At 65.6% G+C, this 18,130-nt stretch carries 3 protein-coding genes; 1 reads left to right on the forward strand and 2 read right to left on the reverse strand.

Annotation, left to right across the window (positions count from 1 at the left end):
• Position 1 precedes the first annotated feature (1 nt).
• Positions 2 to 17,038: a leukotoxin LktA family filamentous adhesin gene (locus CV770_RS16320; RefSeq protein ID WP_104463025.1), complete on the reverse strand. Its 17,037-nt coding sequence runs from the start codon at positions 17,036 to 17,038 to the stop codon at positions 2 to 4.
• 69 nt (positions 17,039 to 17,107) lie between these two features.
• The gene (locus tag CV770_RS16325) at positions 17,108 to 17,857 is read right to left on the reverse strand and encodes a hypothetical protein (protein ID WP_104463026.1); all 750 of its coding nucleotides are present in this window, start codon (positions 17,855 to 17,857) and stop codon (positions 17,108 to 17,110) included.
• Here CV770_RS16325 and CV770_RS41630 point away from each other — a divergent pair.
• The gene (locus tag CV770_RS41630; RefSeq protein WP_146101295.1) at positions 17,850 to 18,113 is read left to right on the forward strand and encodes a hypothetical protein; all 264 of its coding nucleotides are present in this window, start codon (positions 17,850 to 17,852) and stop codon (positions 18,111 to 18,113) included. The genes CV770_RS16325 and CV770_RS41630 overlap by 8 nt on opposite strands.
• Positions 18,114 to 18,130 lie beyond the last annotated feature (17 nt).

Genomic DNA, 18,130 nt, shown 5'->3' on the forward strand with positions numbered 1-18,130 from the left:
ATTACCATGCCTGTGCGAGACGGCCAACGGCCGGCTTCGCCGTTTCAACCGCCGCATCCTTCCAGCCCGGACGTCCCGCACGCTGCCCCTTCTGGCGCAGCTTGCGCATGTCGCTGAGCCCTTCGATGTTGACGGCGGGGCCGGACCCGACGGCCTCGACCGGCCGTGGCGTCAGCAGCGCGTCGAGCCGCGCCTGGCCGGAGAGACCGAGCAGGTAGAACGTCCCCCCGTCCTTCTTCGCCAGCCAGGTCTCGATGCTCTCTTTGCCCTCGCCGTCGACCGCGATGTTGCGCATCATGCTCGCGCCGGTGAAGGCGTTGCAGCAGGTGTGGCTCGGCCCGTAATTGGTGACGGTCGCCGAGACGTCGCCGGTGTAGAACACCACATAGGCATTGCTGACATTGGCGTTGCCGACCTGGCTCATCGTGAACACGCCGCCCGGCTGGTAGAGCTGCAGCGAGGGCCAATTGGACGGCGCCGGCGTGCGGTTGTTCAGGAGTATCTGCTGGGTCGCTGTGGTGAGCAGGAGCTGGCCCGGCACATAGCCGTTCAGGATCGAGACAGCCGGCGCGTCGGTCCAGAAGGTCGCGTCCACCACCCTGAACTGGTTGACGATGATTTGGTCGGGGTCGATCGAGATGTTGGCGGACTTCGCAACGCCGCCGTTGTAGCCGGTGACGTTCAGGATCAGCGGGACCGCCGGGTTCGAACGGATCTGCTCGCCCTTGACGTTGATCGTATCAGCCGCGAGGTCGAGCTCCCGCACGACGCTGACCCAGTTGATCGTCAAATCACCCGACGAGGTCATCTTGACGATGTCGCCGCTGATCCGGTCGAGCGAGACCGGTCCGACCACATCGAAATGCGTATCGCCGTGCGCGGAGATCGATCCACCGCGGAGCGAGCCCGTGTCGGACTTGATGTTGAGATCGCCGGCATCGCCCGGGATCCCCGTCGTGGTGAGCTGGCTGAAGACGACGTCGTTCACGGCATGCAGGGTCTGCGTGCCGCCGCTGATGGCGGTGCCGACGGTGAACCCTCCGATCGTCGCGGTGACGTCGAGCGCGCCGCCAACGTTAAGATTATCCCAATGAACGACCGTGCCGCTGAGGACTGCGTTGCCGGTCGTGGTCGTGAGGTTATGGCCGGTATTGGTACCCGCCGCGATCAAGCTCGCCGAGCCGTGGGCCGAGACCGAACCCAGCGTCGGCACGCCGCCTGAAATCACGGTCTGCGCGAGGATGAAACCGTTGCCCGCGGTGACGTTGATGCTGCCGGCATCGCCGTTGATGCCCGTCGCCGTCAACGCGTTGAAGGTGACGTTGTCATGGGCGCGGATGGTCTGCGTGCCGCCGCTCTGCGCGGTCTGGAACGTGATGCTGCCCTGCCCCGCGGTCGCGCCCAGCGTCGTCCCGACATTGAAGACGTTCCAGTTGACCGGGCCGCCGGCAGTCAGCAGGCCCGAGCCCGTCGAAGCCGCGAGCGTGTTGCCGCTGATGGTCGTGGCCGCAACGAGGCTCGCCGAGCCATGGGCCGAAACCGAGCCCAGCGTAGTCACACCGCCCGAGGTCACCGGCTGCGCCAGGATGAAGCCGTGGTCGGCGGTGACGTTGATGCTGCCGGCATCGTTGTTGATGCCCATCGCCGTCAGCGCGTTGAAGGTGACGTTGTCGCGGGCGCGAATGGTCTGCGTCCCGCCGCTCTGCGCGGTCTGGAGGGTGATGCTGTCCTGACTCGACGCCGCGCCCAGTGTCGTGCCGACGTTGAGGACGTTCCAGTTGATCGGGCCGGTTGCAGTCAGCAGCCCCGAGCCGGTCGTGGCGGCGAGCGTGTTGCCGGTGATGGTCGTCGCCGCCAGCAGCGTCGCCGAGCCATGGGCCGAGACCGAGCCCAGCGTGGTCACGCCGCCAGAGGTCACCGTCTGGGCCAGGATGAAGCCGTTGTCGGCGGTGACGTTGATATTGCCGACGTCACCGCTATTGCCCGTGGTCGCAAGCGACTTGAACGTCACGTTCTGGGTCGCATGGATCGACTGCGAACCGCTGCTGTCGGCGGTGCCGATGAGGATGCTTCCATTGTTGGCGATGGCGCGGAAAGATCCGCTCGCGCCCGTCGCCGTGCCCGCCAGCACCTGGTCGAGCGTCAGTCCGCCGGTGCCGATGATGTCCACACTCCCCTTCACCGCGGACAGCAGGCTCACCTCGCTGTCGGTGAGAACCTTGATGTAGATGTCGCCGGCGCTCGCGCTCGCCGACAGACGCGCGGCACTGAGGGTGAACCGGCCGGTCGCGCTGCCGATGCCGTTCGATGCGCTCACCGAGAGTTCGGCGTCCGCACCGGAGGCGATGAACTTGGTCTGGCCGTCGCCATTGTCGATGACCGCGCTGAGCGAAGCGACGCCGCCGGCGGTGACGATGATCGACGGGGTGTTCGAGGCGGCCGCATAGGACAGCGACGAATTCAGCTGGCCGATCGTCGCATCGCCCGTGGTCGTCACCGAGATCAGTCCGGCCGCGTTGATGGCGGAATAAGCGCCCATCGACAGGGTGGAAGCCACCAGCGTCACGCCGTCCGAGTTGCTGGTCGCAACCACCGGCGCCGCGCTGGTGCCGGCGGCAAAGGTCATGCCGCGGTTGGCCAGCAGCTGCATCAGGCCGTGGCTGGTGATGCCAGTATTGATGGTGAGCGCACCGCGCGCCACGTTCAGCGTCAACGCGCCGCCGGCCGTCAGCGCCCCATAGGGACCGCTCGTGCCGACCGCGAGATCGCCGGTCACCGCGAGGAGGCTGAGATCGCCGACCGCCGAGCCGGTCACCGCGCCGGAGATGTTCACCTGCAGCGGCTGGAAGGTCGAGCCGTTGAAGCCGATGCTGCCGCCGGCGCGCAGGTCGAGATCGGTGCCAAGGATGTGGATCGCGGAGCGGTCCGTGAAGCCGGCTTCGGCGTAGATGCTGCCGGTCGCGGCGAGCTGGATCGCATTGCCGGCGGCGATGTTGCCAAGGATGAGATCGCCGGTGGTCTGCTTCACATAGATGCCCTGCGCCGACGAGACCTGGTCGAGCTGGTCGTTACCCGGGTCGGCAAACGCGATCTGAAGCGCGTTCGCGTTGGTCGCGGGATTGCTTCCGGCGGCCCCGGGGGCGCCGACATTGCCGTGCTCGGCGATCAGGGTCAGGTTGGCGATATCGCCCGAAATCACGGCCCCGCCCACATTGGCGGAGATGTTGGTCACGGCGTCGAGCTTGACGTCGCCGCGGCCGGTCACCTCGATGCCGTTGGCCTGCGCGGCCGTGATCGGGCCGTAATTCGCGGTGACGCCGCCGAGCGCAAGGCTGTTCTTGCTGCCGAGATAGACGTTGGTCAGCGCCTTGGCCGAGATCGCGATCGGGTTGTCGACCACGACGAGGTTCTGCTGCGACAGGCTGACCGTATAGGTCGTGACATGGGTCGTCGGGTCCGTGACCGCGCCGACGGTGAGCTGACCGGGACCGGCTGTGGCGAGCAGGCCCCTCTGCTCCGGCGTCAGCGACGAGGAATCGACGCTGGTGAAAGTGAACGTCTGGGGCGCGGCCGAATTGCCGACCGAGCCGCGCGGCGCGTAGAGCATGATCTGGTTGGCACTGACATTGGCGATGACGTTGTCGTCGATCGGCGGCGGTGCCGCGCCAACAGCCGACGACGACACCGTGTAGGCGAGCTGGCTCTGGGTCCACTGCGAGCCCGCGGTGATGATGCCATAGACCCGCTCGGTCGATGCCAGCGTATAGGTGTAGGTCGAGCTGAAATGGCCCGGTTGCAAGGCCGACTGCAGCGCGGCATTGGTCGGCATGTACTGCTGATTGGTTGCGACGCCGTCGAACAGCTTGGTGAACAGGGTCGTCGAGAGCGAGCTGCCGAACACTGACGCCAGCGGGTCTGCAGGTGCGGTGCCGAGCAATGTGGTCAGCGAGCTCTTGAGCTCGGCGGTGTTGATCTGGCCGAGCAGGAACTGATCCCGCAGGAACCGCGTCGTGGCCTCGGTCTTCATCTGCGTCGTCGTGACGTTGGTTGGGTCGATGCCGAGCTTGGCCGCCACCTGCGCCCGCAGTACCGTCAGCCCAACAGACGTCGGGTTGTAGGTGCTGCCGTTCGGGAAGGCGATGTTCTTGAGCTGGAAATAGTCGTTGTAGGCCGACGTCACCATCGACTGGTAGCTGTTGACGGCGTTGGTGGCGGCGTTGCCGCTGAGCAGGTCGAGGCTCGCCCAGACGCTCTGGAGATGCTGGCTCTGCGCCTGGGTGAGACCGACCGCCGCCCGGCCGTTGAGGATGCTGGCCTGGTTGCCGTCTGAGCCGGCGGCTTCCAGGAAGACCGGGCCGCCGGTCGACTGGATCGTACCGAGGCGGAGGTCGCCCTTGGACTGGACGATGTAGGTGCCGGTGGCCGAGGCGCTGTCGAGCACGCCGCCATCGACGGCCCCGCTCGCCTGCACCGTTCCGGTCGCCTGGATCACCAGCGGATTGATGTTGGTCAGGGTGGACGCGCCGTTGACGACCGCGCTCGTCGCGCCGATCGCACCGGAGGCGGAGTTGATCTCGATGTTCTTGCCGATCACGACGGGATTGGCGGGGTTGTAGGCGGAGGCCGAGTTGATGTCGCCGGTCGCCGAGAGGAAGACGTTGCCCTGCGGCGTGGCGCCTGCCGAATTCACCTTCACCTGGTTGATCGACGGCGCGCCGATCGCCGAGATCGCGATGTCGTGGTCGATCGAGCTGGCGGTCAGGCTGCCGCCATAGATCTGCACCTGGACCGGACTCTTGCTGGCGCCGAGCGTGCCGATGCCGCCGTCACCCCGAAGCGTCACGCTCGTCCCCGAGATCACCGGGTTGTTGGCATTGGCGCCGACCGTGATGGACGAGTTGGCGCCGGCGGCGGCGAGCGTCGTCGTCCCCTGCTGGTTGTTGATCGACCCGTTGATGACGATACCGGAGGTCGAATTGACCACGACGTCGCTGCTGCTTCCGCCGGTGAACTTGATGTTGATCGGGTTCGACGCCTTCACCGTGTTGGTCAGCGTGAGCGTCAGGTGATCATAGATCGCCTGGTACCAGTTGTACTGGGCGTCCGCGCCGCAGCAAGCGTTGGAGTGGGTGTTGAGCGGATTGATGTTGCCTTGCGCGTCTACCCCATCTGCCCAGTGATAGCTGCCGGTGGCGGTGGTGACTTTCTGGTAATTGGTGCCCTGCGTACCCGAGACCAGGCTGGTCGTGGTGGTCCAGTTCGCCCCGGTGGCCTGATTGGGCGTGAAGTGCCAGCCGTAATCGAACTGCGTGCTGGTCGTGAGACGATCCAGCGTCGCGGTGTCGACCCACTGGTAGAGCATGTTCGCCTGCGTCCTGTACTGGATGCCTGCCGTACCGGTCCTGGATGTAACCATCGACGGGTCGATCGCGGCCGCAGTGACGCTGTTGGTCTCGTATTTGGTTACCTGCTGGTTGCTCGCCGCCTTGGGATCGTAGACATACCACGTCGTCTTCCCCTGGAGCTGGTCGACGATCTCGACCACGCTCTGGGCGGTGGCGCTGGTATTGATGGTGTTGGTGACGAGCTGGAGCCCGCTGGTGTTGTTGACAGTGACCGTGCCGGCGCCGCCTTTGATCTCGATGTTTCCCTGGGTCTGGGTGTTGTCGGTCGAGGTCGAGATGATCTTGCCGTTCAGATAGACGTAGCCGCCGGCGCCCTGCGCCACGCCGTTCAGGATGAGCTGGTCGGTAAGAGCGTTGTACCTGACCCCGATCTTGGCATCGCCGCTGGCCGACGCCGTTACGGCGCCCGAGACGTCGTAATAGACGCCGTTCCGCGCATTGGTCTGGGCCGCGGCAAAGTCCGCGCCGCCGTTGCGGTTCTTGAGGCCGTTGCTGCCATAGATGGCATCGTACGCCGCGGCGCCGATGTTGACGGAGTAATTGCTGCTCGAGCCGGCCTGGATGGTGCCGTTGATGTTGATCACCGACGCCGAGATGATCACCGCCTGGCCGCTGATGGTCCGGGTGTCTGTCACGGTCGCCGGCGTATTGGCTGTCTTCGGCGTGATCGCATCCGGCTGAATGTTGATCACCTGGAAGAAGCCCGAGCTGTCGCAGGCTGTCGCACAGTTGAACGGCGTCTTGTACGGACCGCTATCGGTGTAAACGTTGCGGCCGTCATAAGTCGTTTTCTTCCACTGCGCGAGCACGACATTGGTCGAGTCCGGCGACTGCCCCTCGATGATCTTGAGGGTCGGGACGTCAGGCACGCTGCCGGCATCGGGAGTGCTGGTGTTCCCAGGCGTACCCCTGCCCACCGGCAGGAAGATCGACGAATAGAGCGAGGTGCCGTCGTAATACGTCATTAGCATGCGCGCGGTGAAGATCGTGCTGGCGTCGGCATTGCCGACCGGTTGATACACGCCGTGGCTGCCGTCGGTGCAGCAGTAATAGAAATACGGATGATCGCTTCCGGAACCGATATGCGGAGCGGTGTAGTAATCGCCATACGCGCCCAGATAGGTCGCCGCCGTCATCACCGCGGTCAGCGCGTCTTCCGGCCTGTTTTCGGTGCTCGCCCATTGCGAAGTGACCGCGCTGCCGCTGTCGTAGAAGCTGCCGATGCCGCCGAGGAAGGTGAACGTGCCCTTGGGCACCACGATCTGGACGGTCGCGGCGCTGAGCGACTGCGATGCGACGACGCTACCCAGATTGTTGACGATCTTGAGCAGGCCGTTCGCGTTGTTGGCGGCGCCGTTGAAGTAGATGTCGGGCGTGCGGGTCAGCAAATTGCCGTTCTGGTCAATGCCCTGGCCGGAGTCGGGATCCAGGCGGTTGTAGGTGGCCGAGACATCGATGACCGGCGTCGCGCTCGGCATCGCGGTGAAGGTCACGTTGGAGTGCGAATCCGGGTCGACATGGTCGATCTGACGGTAGGTGATGTTTCCTCCGCTCACATCGGTGACCGTGAGGTTGCCCAGGCTCATGAAGTCGAGCCCCTTGTTCTCGATCTTGATCAAGGGCGAGCTGCGCGCGATGACTGCGGGCGCGGCCGGGTTCGTGCCGCTGTTGCCGGTCAGCTTCTGCGCCAGGATCGAGACGTTGCCGGCGGACACCAGCATGTCGCCGAACGCGAAGGCGTTGCCGGGCGCATCAGAGGTGAACGGCGCCTGCTTGATCAAGGTGTCGATCTGGCGCTGGATGTCGCCGGTCGGATCGGTGCCGGACGGCGCCATCGTCGCGGGCGCCGTCGGCGTCGCCGCCGCGAGCTGGGAGCGGACCTGCGCCTCCGTCAGGCCGGTCAGCGCCGCCAGCTGGTTGACCACCAGCTGGTAGGGATTGAAGTTGCCGACCACGGTGTACTGGACCGTCTGGTGGTTCCAGCTCATCACCGGGCTGAAGTGATTGACGTCGGAAACGGACTCGAGGGTCAGCGCGGAGTAAGGGCTGGTCGTGCTCAGGGTCGGCGTGCTCGCGCCGAGCTCGATCGTGATTGTCACATCGTTGTTGATGCCCGCCACCACCAGGCCGTTGAGCGCGACATCGCCGGTTCCGCTGGTGTGGCTGTGATTGTCGCTGTTCTTGGCGCTGAAGATGTCCAGATATGGATTGTAATTGCTGCCGTTGCCGGCCGCCGTGACCTGCCCCTGCGTTGCGCCCAGATAGATGTCGCGCGCGCCGAGGATGCTCGAGGTGGGCGCGAGCGTCAGGCTCGTGGTGTCGTCGGCATTGGCCGTGCCGCGGTAGAGCGCGGAGATCGGAACGGCGGTGTTGTTGTAGACGACCGTCGTCGCCGTCGCCTGCACGCTGCTGAAGACGCTGCCGTCGCCGGCGAGGCCCGCATAGATGTTGATGTCGCGCCAGGCCACGATCTTCGCGCCGTCGCCGACATTGACCGACTGGTTGGCGTGAACCCAGCTGTTGGTGCTGGCGCCGACGCCCGCGATCGCGCCGTAGAGGCTGGCATTGGCGTTATTCGCCGCCGCCATCTTCGCGGCCGTGCCGACATAGATCTTGCCGACGCTGAACAGCTCGCGGGCGTTGATGTTGACCGCGAGCGTGGCGGTCGCCGTCATGTTGGATTCGGCGCCGCCGCCGGCGAAGAAGCTGGCTGTGGCGAGGCTCGCCGTGTCGTTGGTGTTCAGCGTGTTGTAGGCCTCGATATTGATGAACGCCGCCGACGTGCGCGGATCGCCGTTGAGGCTCAGCACCGTGCCGGCGCCGATATTGGTGTTGACGGTCTGGGTGACGGTCGAGGTGCTCAGCGCGGCCGCGCCCGAGAACGTGCCGCCGGAACCCGAGCGCGCGCCACCGCCGCCCTGGTTGACGACGTCGTTGGCGATGACGACCATGTTGCCGCCCGCCGAATTGATGATCAGGTGCGTTCCGATCTCGGCCGTGGTGGTCGAGTTCACGTCGTTCTGCGCCTTGCCCGCCGAGACGCCGGCCGTGGACGCCTGGTAGGCGTCGCCGTTCGCGGCATAATTCGTGGTGTGCAGGGCGTTGATGCGAAGACCGCCGAAATAAAGCGTGTCGTCCGTCGTTCCGCCGTCGAACCGCGCGTTGGTCACGGCGGTCGAGCTGGTGGTGGCGACCGCCGCCGCGCCGGCATAGGTGCCGCCCGCGCCGACCGTTGCGTTGGAGACGTTGGTATCCGTGCCGGTGGCCGTGATCCGGAGGATGCCGGTGTAATTGCCGTGATTGAGATTATCCATGTCGGCAGGCGCGCCGAGATAGGCGTAGGTGTGCGCGCTGGACGAGGTCTGCGCGACCGTGGCGCCGAGCGCCAGGAACCCGCTCGAGAGGCCCGTCGCCTCGGCATATTGGGCGCTGTCGTTTTCAGCCGCGATGGTCACGTCGGCGTTGGGAAGCCTGATCCCCGTCCCGCCATAGGCGCTCACCGTCGCGTTCTCGGACGCCTTGGCGTAGCTGCCCTGCGCGCCGATCAGCGAGCCGCCGCCGCCGGCGAGCGCCTTGGCGTAGGTCGTCGTGCCATAGCTTGTCGTCGTGGTTCCGTCAGCGTTAGTCTGCGTACCGATGATTGGGACGAGCGCCATCGCGGTCACGCCGAGCGCGCCGCCCGAGAAGCTCGTGTTGTCGCCGACATCGGCAGTGACCGTGGCTCCGACCGTCGACTGGGCGATGGCGACGCCGACCGCACCGCCGCCGACCGAAACGCCAATCGCCTCGCTCGATAGATTGGGCGTGATCGAGGCCGACACCAGTGTGCCGACGCCGGTCGCGGATGTCGTGATCGAGGCACTGCTGCCGATCTCCGCCAGCACGGACGAGTTCTCGTGCGCCTCCGCATCCGCTCCGACGCCCGCGACGATGCCGCCGCCGAGCGCGGTAGCCGTCGTCGTCAGCGTGCCGGCGCCGCTAGCGCCAACTGCCAGGGTCGCGACGTTGACCGTGGAGCCGTTCAGAACCCTCGCGGCGACAGAGCTCGCTCGGCTTGCCGTTGCGACCGAAGCACCGACCGCCACGGCACCGCCGGTGACTCCGCCGGTGAAGACGACCTGGGTCGTCGAATCCTGCGCCATGACGGCGGCGCCATTGCCGGTGCCGCTCGCGCCGGTGATCTGGCCGCCGAGCAGCGCCACCACGGAGTTGCTGACATTGCCGACCGCGACAGCCGCCTGGGCGCCAAAGTAAAGCGCCGCACCGCCGGCGATGGCCTCGGTGTCGATGGTCTTGCCGGCATAAGGCCCGGTAGTCGCGTCCTTGACGACCGCCGCAACGGTGACAATCGGTGCCGAGACGGCCAAAGGCGTATCGGCCGCCACCAGCACGCCGGAGCCGTTGCGTCCGTAGTCACTCAGATTGGCGAGCACGGTGCTGTTGACGCTGGTGCAGCCAATGCCGGCCCCGATGCCGACGTTCTTCGCAAAGCCCGCGCCGAGCAGATACATCTTGGCCGCGTTGGCGCTGGTCGCGGCGACATTGACCTGTGTGCCCGTGACGTTGCCGCCCGCGATCTGCGCGACGACGACGTCGTTGCCGCCGCTCAGCACATTGCTGACGTCGTAGGTCGAGCTGACATTGGCGCTGTTCGGATTGCCGGCGGTGCCGCTGGCGACGGCGTTGCTGCCCTGCGCGTTGCTGGTGCGATTGTTCACGGACGCGATGGTGCCGTTGCCGTTCTGGTTGAGCTGGCCGGTCTGCTGGCCCTGGGTGTCGGCGTCCGCAGTGTTGGTGCCGATGATGATGACGCCGACGGTCGCGCCGATGCCGACGCTGCCGCCGATGCCGGCGGTGACCGCGTAGGACAGCACCTCCTTGGTGCTGAGCGCATTGACGTTGATCGCGCCTGACGAGTTCAGATTGCTGTTCCAGCTTTCGGCAACGGTCCGACTCTTGAACACGATGACGTTGGCTGCGGCGCCGACGCCGACGCCTCCCCCGCTGGCGCCGACCGCGAGCGCACCCGCGATCTCCTTGATCGCCACGTCCTCGTTGGCGTTGATGGTGACCGCGCCCGCCGCACCACCCGTCGCCGATTGCAGCGTGGTGTCGTAGACGCCGGCGATCGTGGTGTTGTTGGCGATCTCGATGTTCGCCATGCCCGCGATCGCAGCCGTGCCGGTCGAGAGCGCGCCGCCGATCGCATAGGCCTCGAAGCGGTTCTTGGTCTTGGCCTCGACGTCGAGCGCGCCGCTCAGGTTGAGCGCGGTGGTGTGTGCCGCGCCATTGCCCTGATAGTGGAATTCGTCGCCGACATAAGCCTCGGTCCGGTTCGAGGAGACCTGCACCAGGAACGCCGCGCCGATCGCGGCCTGGCTGCCATAGGCGCCGGAGCCGTTTGCAGAGAAGATGCCGGTGTTATTGGTGGCATTCACCGTCAGTGACGCGGCCGTCAGCGCGCCGCCGTCGACATAGGCTTCCGTGGTCGCCTGGAAGACGTTCAGACCGACCGAGCCGGTGTTGAAGCCGACGGCGATCGACGAGGCATCCTGCTCGGCATTGGCCTTGACGGTGACGGCGCCGACCGTTGCGCTCGACGACTGCACGCCGCCAACCGTGGCATTGGTGATGTAGGCCAAGGTCTCGCGCGACATCGTGGTCGAGATGATCGTGGCGCCACCGCCGCCGCTGCTGCCGTAGGCGATGCCGGCGCCGAACGCGCCGGAATAGGAGAAGCTCGACGCGGCGACCTCGATCTGCGGCGCCAGCGTCGACGAGCTCAGGCGCGTGTCGATGCTCGCGCTGTCGATATAGGCCCTGGTCGACCCGCTCATCACATTGGTGATGGGGTTGATCATGATGGCGATGCTGGAACTCGCAGCAAGCGAGGCGACGTTGGTCACCACGGCCTGGTGCGAGCTCGCCACCACGGCAAGGCCGCGCACGGTGTCCTGGTTCTCGGAGAGGTCGGGCGTAGTGTCGGTCGGCGCATGGGCGGCGCCGAGATCGAACGCGTGGACGAGCGTGCCGTTGTTGACCGACAGCGTATCGGACGAACTGGTTCCGAGCGCATCGACCTTGGTGTTCGCCCCGGTGATATAGGCTGCGGTGGTTCCCGTGATCTGGTTGGTCACCAGCGAACCTGCGCCGCCGGCCGCGCCCTTGCTGATCGACAAGGCGCCGGCGAACACGGCCGCCTTGTCGTTGTTGCCGGCGATCACGCCGACATTGTTGGCGGCGGTGACGTCGGCACCGTTGATGCCGTTGATACCGGCAGCGGTGATGCTGGCCGTGACGTTGGTCCCCATCAGATTGGTGGCGACCGAGCCGGCCAGCCCGACCTGCGAGGACATCGCGACACCGACGGCGACCGTCGAAATGCTGGCATTCGAGTTCGCACCGACGGCAACGCTGCCCGAGGCCGTCAGCCTGGAGCCGGTGACGCCGGCGCTGACATTGTTGGCGATGCTGCTGTAGACCAGCGCCAGACCTGCGGCGCTGCCTTGCGACGAGGCGCTCGCGATCGCGGCGGTCCCGGTGATACTGGAATTGTCGGTCGCACTGACGGAGATGTTGCGGGCCGTGACGGACGATTGCGTCGTGCTGGACAGATTGTTGCCGATGGCCGCCGAGACGGTATTGGCGATCGAGCTGATCGTCGTGCCGCCGACGCCTGCAAACTGTCCGGTCGCCAGACCGAGGCCGATCGTGACCGACTGGATCTTCGATGAATCGACCGCGCTCACGCTGACATTGCTGACCGCCGACATCAGAACATTGGCGATATAAGCCGAATGCGTGGTTGCGATGGTGTCATAGATGATCGAGGCGCCGACATTGTTCTTGCCGGCCTGGATGAGCCCCGCAACGGAGACGATGCTGGCGCCCGGACCATTCCCCGTGCCGTCGTTAAGCGCCGCCGCGCTGAAGTCGATGCAGTTCTGCCCGCCTGTGCCGCCGGCAACCGTGCAGGTGTCTGTGGCGAGATGATTGTTGTTCGACGTCCTGACGAGGTTTCCGAGCGCCGTATCCAGCGCCGACACCGCGCCGCTGTCCGCGAGCACCGTCACGCGCCCGACGTTGATGCTCACCGTCGAGCCGCTGTTGATGTAGGCCGTCGTGGTGGGCGAGATCTCGCTGACGACGATCGCGCCGGCCAGTCCGTTGGACCCCGCCCCGCCCGAGGCCGCACCGGCCGCAATCACGCTGGCGCTGTCGGCCAGCACCAGCAGGGTGTCGTAATTCGAGATCGAGGTGCTACGGATATGCGCGTCGGTCGCGTTCCCGCCGGTGGGATCGGCGATCGACGCATAGGTCAGCCCGATGCCGACGCCGGCCTGGCCACCCGAGATATAGAGCGAGCCGCCGCCGATCGCGATGTTCGTGGTCTGGTAGGCATCGACTTCGAGCGCGCGATTGACGCCAGCGGACTGGCCCGTGATCGTCGAGCTCTCGATATAGGCGTTGGCGCTGTCCGTGATGATGCCGACGGAGGCCGACAGCGACGCCGCATTGGATTTCGATCCCGCAACGCCGATGGCGACGACCGTCTCCGAGCCGCCATTGAGCGCCTGCACCGTCACCGAACTCTGGTTGTTCATGGTGGTGCCGTAGATATAGGCAAGTGTCGCGTTGTCGGACATCGCCGCCGCGATGGCGCCGCCGATTGCCGCGCCCTGAGCGGACGCCCCGGCCAGATTGAGCGCCGCGGACCCGGAACCATTGTTGAGCATGGTGTCGTTGAGCGCCTGAACGATCGTATTGGTCAGTACGGTGCCGGTCGTGGTGTACTTGTTGACCGTCGTGTTCCTGATATAGGCGCTGGTGCCGAGCGAGACGTCGCTTACCGACGAACTACCGGCGAGATCGATGCTGAAACCGTCGGTGCTCGATCCCGAGCTCGAACTGATCTTGCTCGCGGCCGTCGCAACACCGGCGGTCCCTCCGGTCGCACCGGCGCCGGCGGCGCCCGCCTTGTCGGAGAAACTGGACGCCTGCGGCTCGGAAATCGATGCCGCGACGGCGGCCGCCGTGATGCGTCCGGAGGTGGTCGCGCTGATCGTGAGATTGTCGACATTGACCGCGCCGCTGCCGCCGCCATTGCCGGCGAACGGATCGTTCGAGCTGAACACGCCGGGCCGAATGTCGGAATGGTTGTCACCGATATAGGCGGAGGTATCGGCATTTGCGCCGAGATAGGCAACGGCCAACCCGACCGCCGAACCGCCGCTGGTATTTCGGCTCATCGCGCCGGCCAGCGTCACGACCGACAGATCCTGCTGCGCCAGGATGCCGACTGTCGGCGCATAGACGGTGGCCTGGCTCGAGATCGACGCGTGGGTCGTGTTGTTCAGGAACCCGAGCGAAGTAATGCCGTTCAGCGCCAGCGTGCCGGCGGCCTTGCCGCTGGTCGGCGCGACCGCGATGAACTGATCCGAGGTGATCGCGTTGACGGCGATGTCGTCCGCCGCGCGCACTGTCGCACCGTCCGAAATGCCGGCGATGGTGTTGGTGTTGAACTGGACGAGATTGAGCGCGCCGCCGACCGAAGAGCCGCCCGAGGTGTTGCCTGTCAGGAAGCCGAGCGTGCCGACATTGCCGGCAGCGTCGATCGACGCGGTCGTCGTCGTCGCCGCGACCTGGAGGGTGGTATTGTAGGTATGGACGTCGCCATTGTCCATCCCGACCGACCAGCTGCTGCCGCAGGCCGCGCTGGTGCAGGTCGTGGTCAGGTTCGCATCGCCGGCAACCCAGGCCGTCGTGTTGTTGTTGACGACGAAATGGTTCAGCGAACCGGCGATGCCGATCGTGTCGCCGGCGTCCGCCGTGGCATTGGCGTAGCTGGTCAGGATGTTGCCGCCGACGCCGAGATTGCCGTTGAGGTGGCTCAGCACCGCACCCAACCCATCCCACTTCAGCCAGGAGTTGGTGATCGGCAATTCGGTGGTGGCATCGACGGCGATGTTCGCCGCGTTGATTCGGGCCCCCCCGCCGACATAGGCGTTCGAATTGTGGGTGAAATTGCCCCATGCAACGGCGGCGCTGATCGCCGTGCTCTCGCCCGACACCGGGTCCTTCGTGATCGCGCTGGAGGTCGCATTGCTGCGAACGCCGCGATCGATGACGTTGCTGGCAACCGCGACGTTGCCGCTCGCATAGATGCTCGGCGCGCCGCCGCTCGGATTCTGCGCGATCGCAGCGGTCGCGCTCTGGGTGCTGTTGGCCAGCGACAGTGCGCCCGCAACCTTGAAATCGAAATTCAGCGGCACCAGCGATCCCATGTGATCCCTGATGATCGACGTCGGCGAGGTGACGGCGCGCAGTCCTCGTTCGATCGCTGCGATCAGCGCCGGCAAACCGGCGATGGACGAAGCCATCGTGGAATTGCTCGTGGTGTCGGACGTCGCCTCGACCAGAACGGAGCCGTTCATCCGGTTGGCAGCACTGGTTCCGAGCGATGCGCCGAGCGTTGCGGTCACGGACGTCGTGATGTCGCTGATGGCCAACGCTCCCCCGACGGCGCCGCTCGCACCCGTCCCGGGTGCCGCGACCGACGTTGCGCTGGTCGAGAACGAGTTGTTGTTGATCGCACGCACTTTCAGGGTGCTGCCGCTCGTATTCACCAGACCCGCCGCAAGATGCGCGCCGGTCTCGACGTTGGCGGTCGTGGTCACTGAGCCCTTGGAATAGGCCACCGTCGGGACGATCTGCGCGCTCGTCGATGCCGCGAGGGCAGAGACGGCGATGGTCGCATCATTGAGCGCCTTGATTTCGAGGTTGCCGCCGGCATTGATCGTCGCGCCCGAGGCCACGTTGGTGGTGGCAGTGCCGTCGATCTTGCCGACGACGACGCCGGCCGCGACCGGCGTGAGGCTGCCGAGCAAGGTGGACGCGACGGCCGGATCCGAGGCGGTCTCCGATGCATGCGCGGAAATACTGACATCGCCGCGACCGTTGATGTCGGCATGGCTGTTGATGTTGATGGTCGCCGTGGCACTGGCCGCGACATAGCCGCCATTGAGCCCGAGCAGCGAGGCGGCGAGCGTCGAGCCGACGAGCGCGAAAGCACCGGCTGGCGAACCGTCGAGGAAACTCGACACGGCCGTCGAGGTTGCGGTGATCGAAACGATGCCGCCGGTGATCTTGCCGTCGACCGTGATCGACGTCGCGGCGGTGGCCTGGCCGGACAGCTTGATGTCGCTCGCCGTTGCCGTCAGCGTGACGTTGCCGTCGGTGTAGCTGGTCCCACCGAAATTGACCGACTGCGCCAGGATCTGCGCGCCATTCATGATCTCGATGTTCGGCGCGTCGATGATGACGTTGTTCGCGTTGCCGGTCGAATGGCCGGAGCCATCGAGACGGCGGGCATCGATCATCGCATGCGCGGCGAGCGTGATGGAATGATCCGCCTGAATGAGGTAGTCCGCGCCGGCGCTGAGCCCGGCGAGCGCAGCCGCGACAGAGCTGTTCGAAAGCGTCACGCCGGTGTCGCCTTGGGCGGCATCACCGACGACCAGGTCGGTCGGGTCGATCAGCAGCGTGCCGGCCTTGCCGCCGTCCGCGCTGAGGTTGACCTTGATGCCCTGGCCGATATCGATGATCCCGTTCGCGCTGAAATCGACGAGACCGGCGTTGCCGGCCTTGGCGCTGGCGTTGAACCTGGCCCCGCCCGCCACAGTCAGGTTCTGGGCCGCCTTCAGGCGGATCTCGCCGGCATCGCCGGTCTTGCTGGCAATGTTCAGCCTGGCGTTCTTGCCGATATCGATGTTGTTGCCCGCTTGAACCGTGATGTTGCTCGGCGTCGAGGTCTTGCTGTGCGCGGTCAGGCGGCCGTTGACGCGAGCGTTGTTGACGGCGCCGATATGGATCGAACCGTTGCTGACGGTGATCGAGCTGGCGCTGCGCAGGCCCTTGGAATTGACCGAGGCCGCGAACTTTGCGGCGTGGTCGAGATTGGCGATGTCGCGCTGGGTCGCGCCGCCGACGAAGACGTTCTGCCCGGTCAGGCGCACGCCGTCCTGGGCATTGACGCGGCCGTAGATGCGGATGTTGCCGTCGGGCGAGACCGGGAACGAGCCCGCCATGAGATTGCCGACCGCCGTGCCGTTGATCGCGCCTCCGGGACCGATCAGGCTGTCGGTGAACTCGCGCGTCGGGGTCGAGACGTTGAGGCTGCCGACATTGACCACGCCGCTGCGGCCGACCACGAAGCCCTTGGGATCGGCGAAATAGACGTTACCGCCGATTGAGCCGTTCATGTAGGAGTTCAGCGTGCCGTTGACGTAGACCGGCGCGTCGCGAACGATGTTGACGAGGTTTCGCGTCCCGGTCGGCAGTTGCAGGTTGACGGTGTTGCCCTGCCCGACGCTGAACTGCGAGAACGAGTTGAACGCATTGTTGCCCGAGACCGTCGACGTCGTGACGTTGGTGACGCTGCCGGAGGTCTGAAGGCTGGTCCCGGTCCGTCCATCGGGAACGATGACGTTCGCCGTCTGCGCCTGAAGGCGGACGCTGAACACCGGCAGGAAGACCATCTGCATCGCGCAGAGCAGCGACATCGAACGGAACCGCGCCAGCCGGCGCAGCGTCGTCCGCTCGTCATCGTTTCGCGCCGCAGATGGTCCGCGCATGTCAGATCCTCGTCATCGGCATGGGCGCCGATCCACAACCGGGTGGGAGAATGTCGTGCGATCCGGACATCAGAACTGGCCGGGCGGCAGCTTGAAGATGTCGGGGCTCTTGGCGTCGGCGACGTAGAACAGCAGCAGGCTGGTCGGCGTCAGCACACGCTGGTTGTTCTCCTTGTTCTCGAACGTGCCCTGGAGCAGCAGGATCACCGAGCGATCTTTGGCGTCGCTGCCGCGGAACATCACGATGCCGCCGGCGACGGGCATGTTGACGGCGATGGAGTCGGGCTTGAAGCCTTCGCCCATGAAATGGGCGCGCAGGATGTTGGCGTTGGAGAACAGCTTCTCCGGCGTGATCGCTGCGTCAGTCCCCTTCGACCAGACCGCGCCTACCTGGATCAGCGACTTCGACTTGTAGCCGAACACGTAGGAGAGCTCGGCGGTGCCGCCGTTCGGCAGCAACTCCGGAACGGACAGCAGAATGCTGTGCGTCAGCTCGGACGCGTTGTCCTGTGACTTGACGGCGTCAGGCTTGGCGTTGAAATCCTTCGTCATCGCCGCACGCACATCGGCCTCGTTCATGCCGAACTTGGCGGAGCGGAAACCGTCGATCGCCTTGATCTTGTCGTCCGCGGCCGGTGTCTCGGCCGAATTTGCCCCGGCGGCGACGGGTGTGCCGGCTGCAGCGGGAGCGCCGGCCGCAGCGGCTCTGGGTGCCGGCGCAGCCTTCTGCTTCGGTACAGCGCCCTGGGCCGCGAGCGGTCCGGCTGCAATGGAGGTGAGCAGGCCGACGACGGCCGGAATGAGATAGATTTTGCGCATCGAAAACCTTCGAAAAAACTTGAAACAACGCTTCAAAATCGGCAGCTGCGAAATCACCTTCCGCGAACCGTCGTCGCAACCGAGACGGAAAATGTTGCAACGCGACAAGGCGTTACAAGGCGTCACGAAGGAGACAACGCTCGAAACAGCGACTCTTTGGCAGCGTAGGAATACGGTATCGGGCTGCCAAACGCTGCGAATGAGCATTCATAAGCGCATTTTTTCATCAATTGTGGACGCCGGCCGTTCGCGCTAAGCATCCGCTCCGGGGCA

The organism is Bradyrhizobium sp. AC87j1, assembly GCF_002936975.1.
GTDB lineage: Bacteria > Pseudomonadota > Alphaproteobacteria > Rhizobiales > Xanthobacteraceae > Bradyrhizobium > Bradyrhizobium shewense.

Bases quoted from the DNA above. Each gene is read 5' to 3' on its own strand.
- CV770_RS16320 (WP_104463025.1), bottom strand. From the start codon at position 17,038: ATGCGCGGACCATCTGCGGCGCGAAACGATGACGAGCGGACGACGCTG.
- CV770_RS16325 (WP_104463026.1), bottom strand. From the start codon at position 17,857: ATGCGCAAAATCTATCTCATTCCGGCCGTCGTCGGCCTGCTCACCTCC.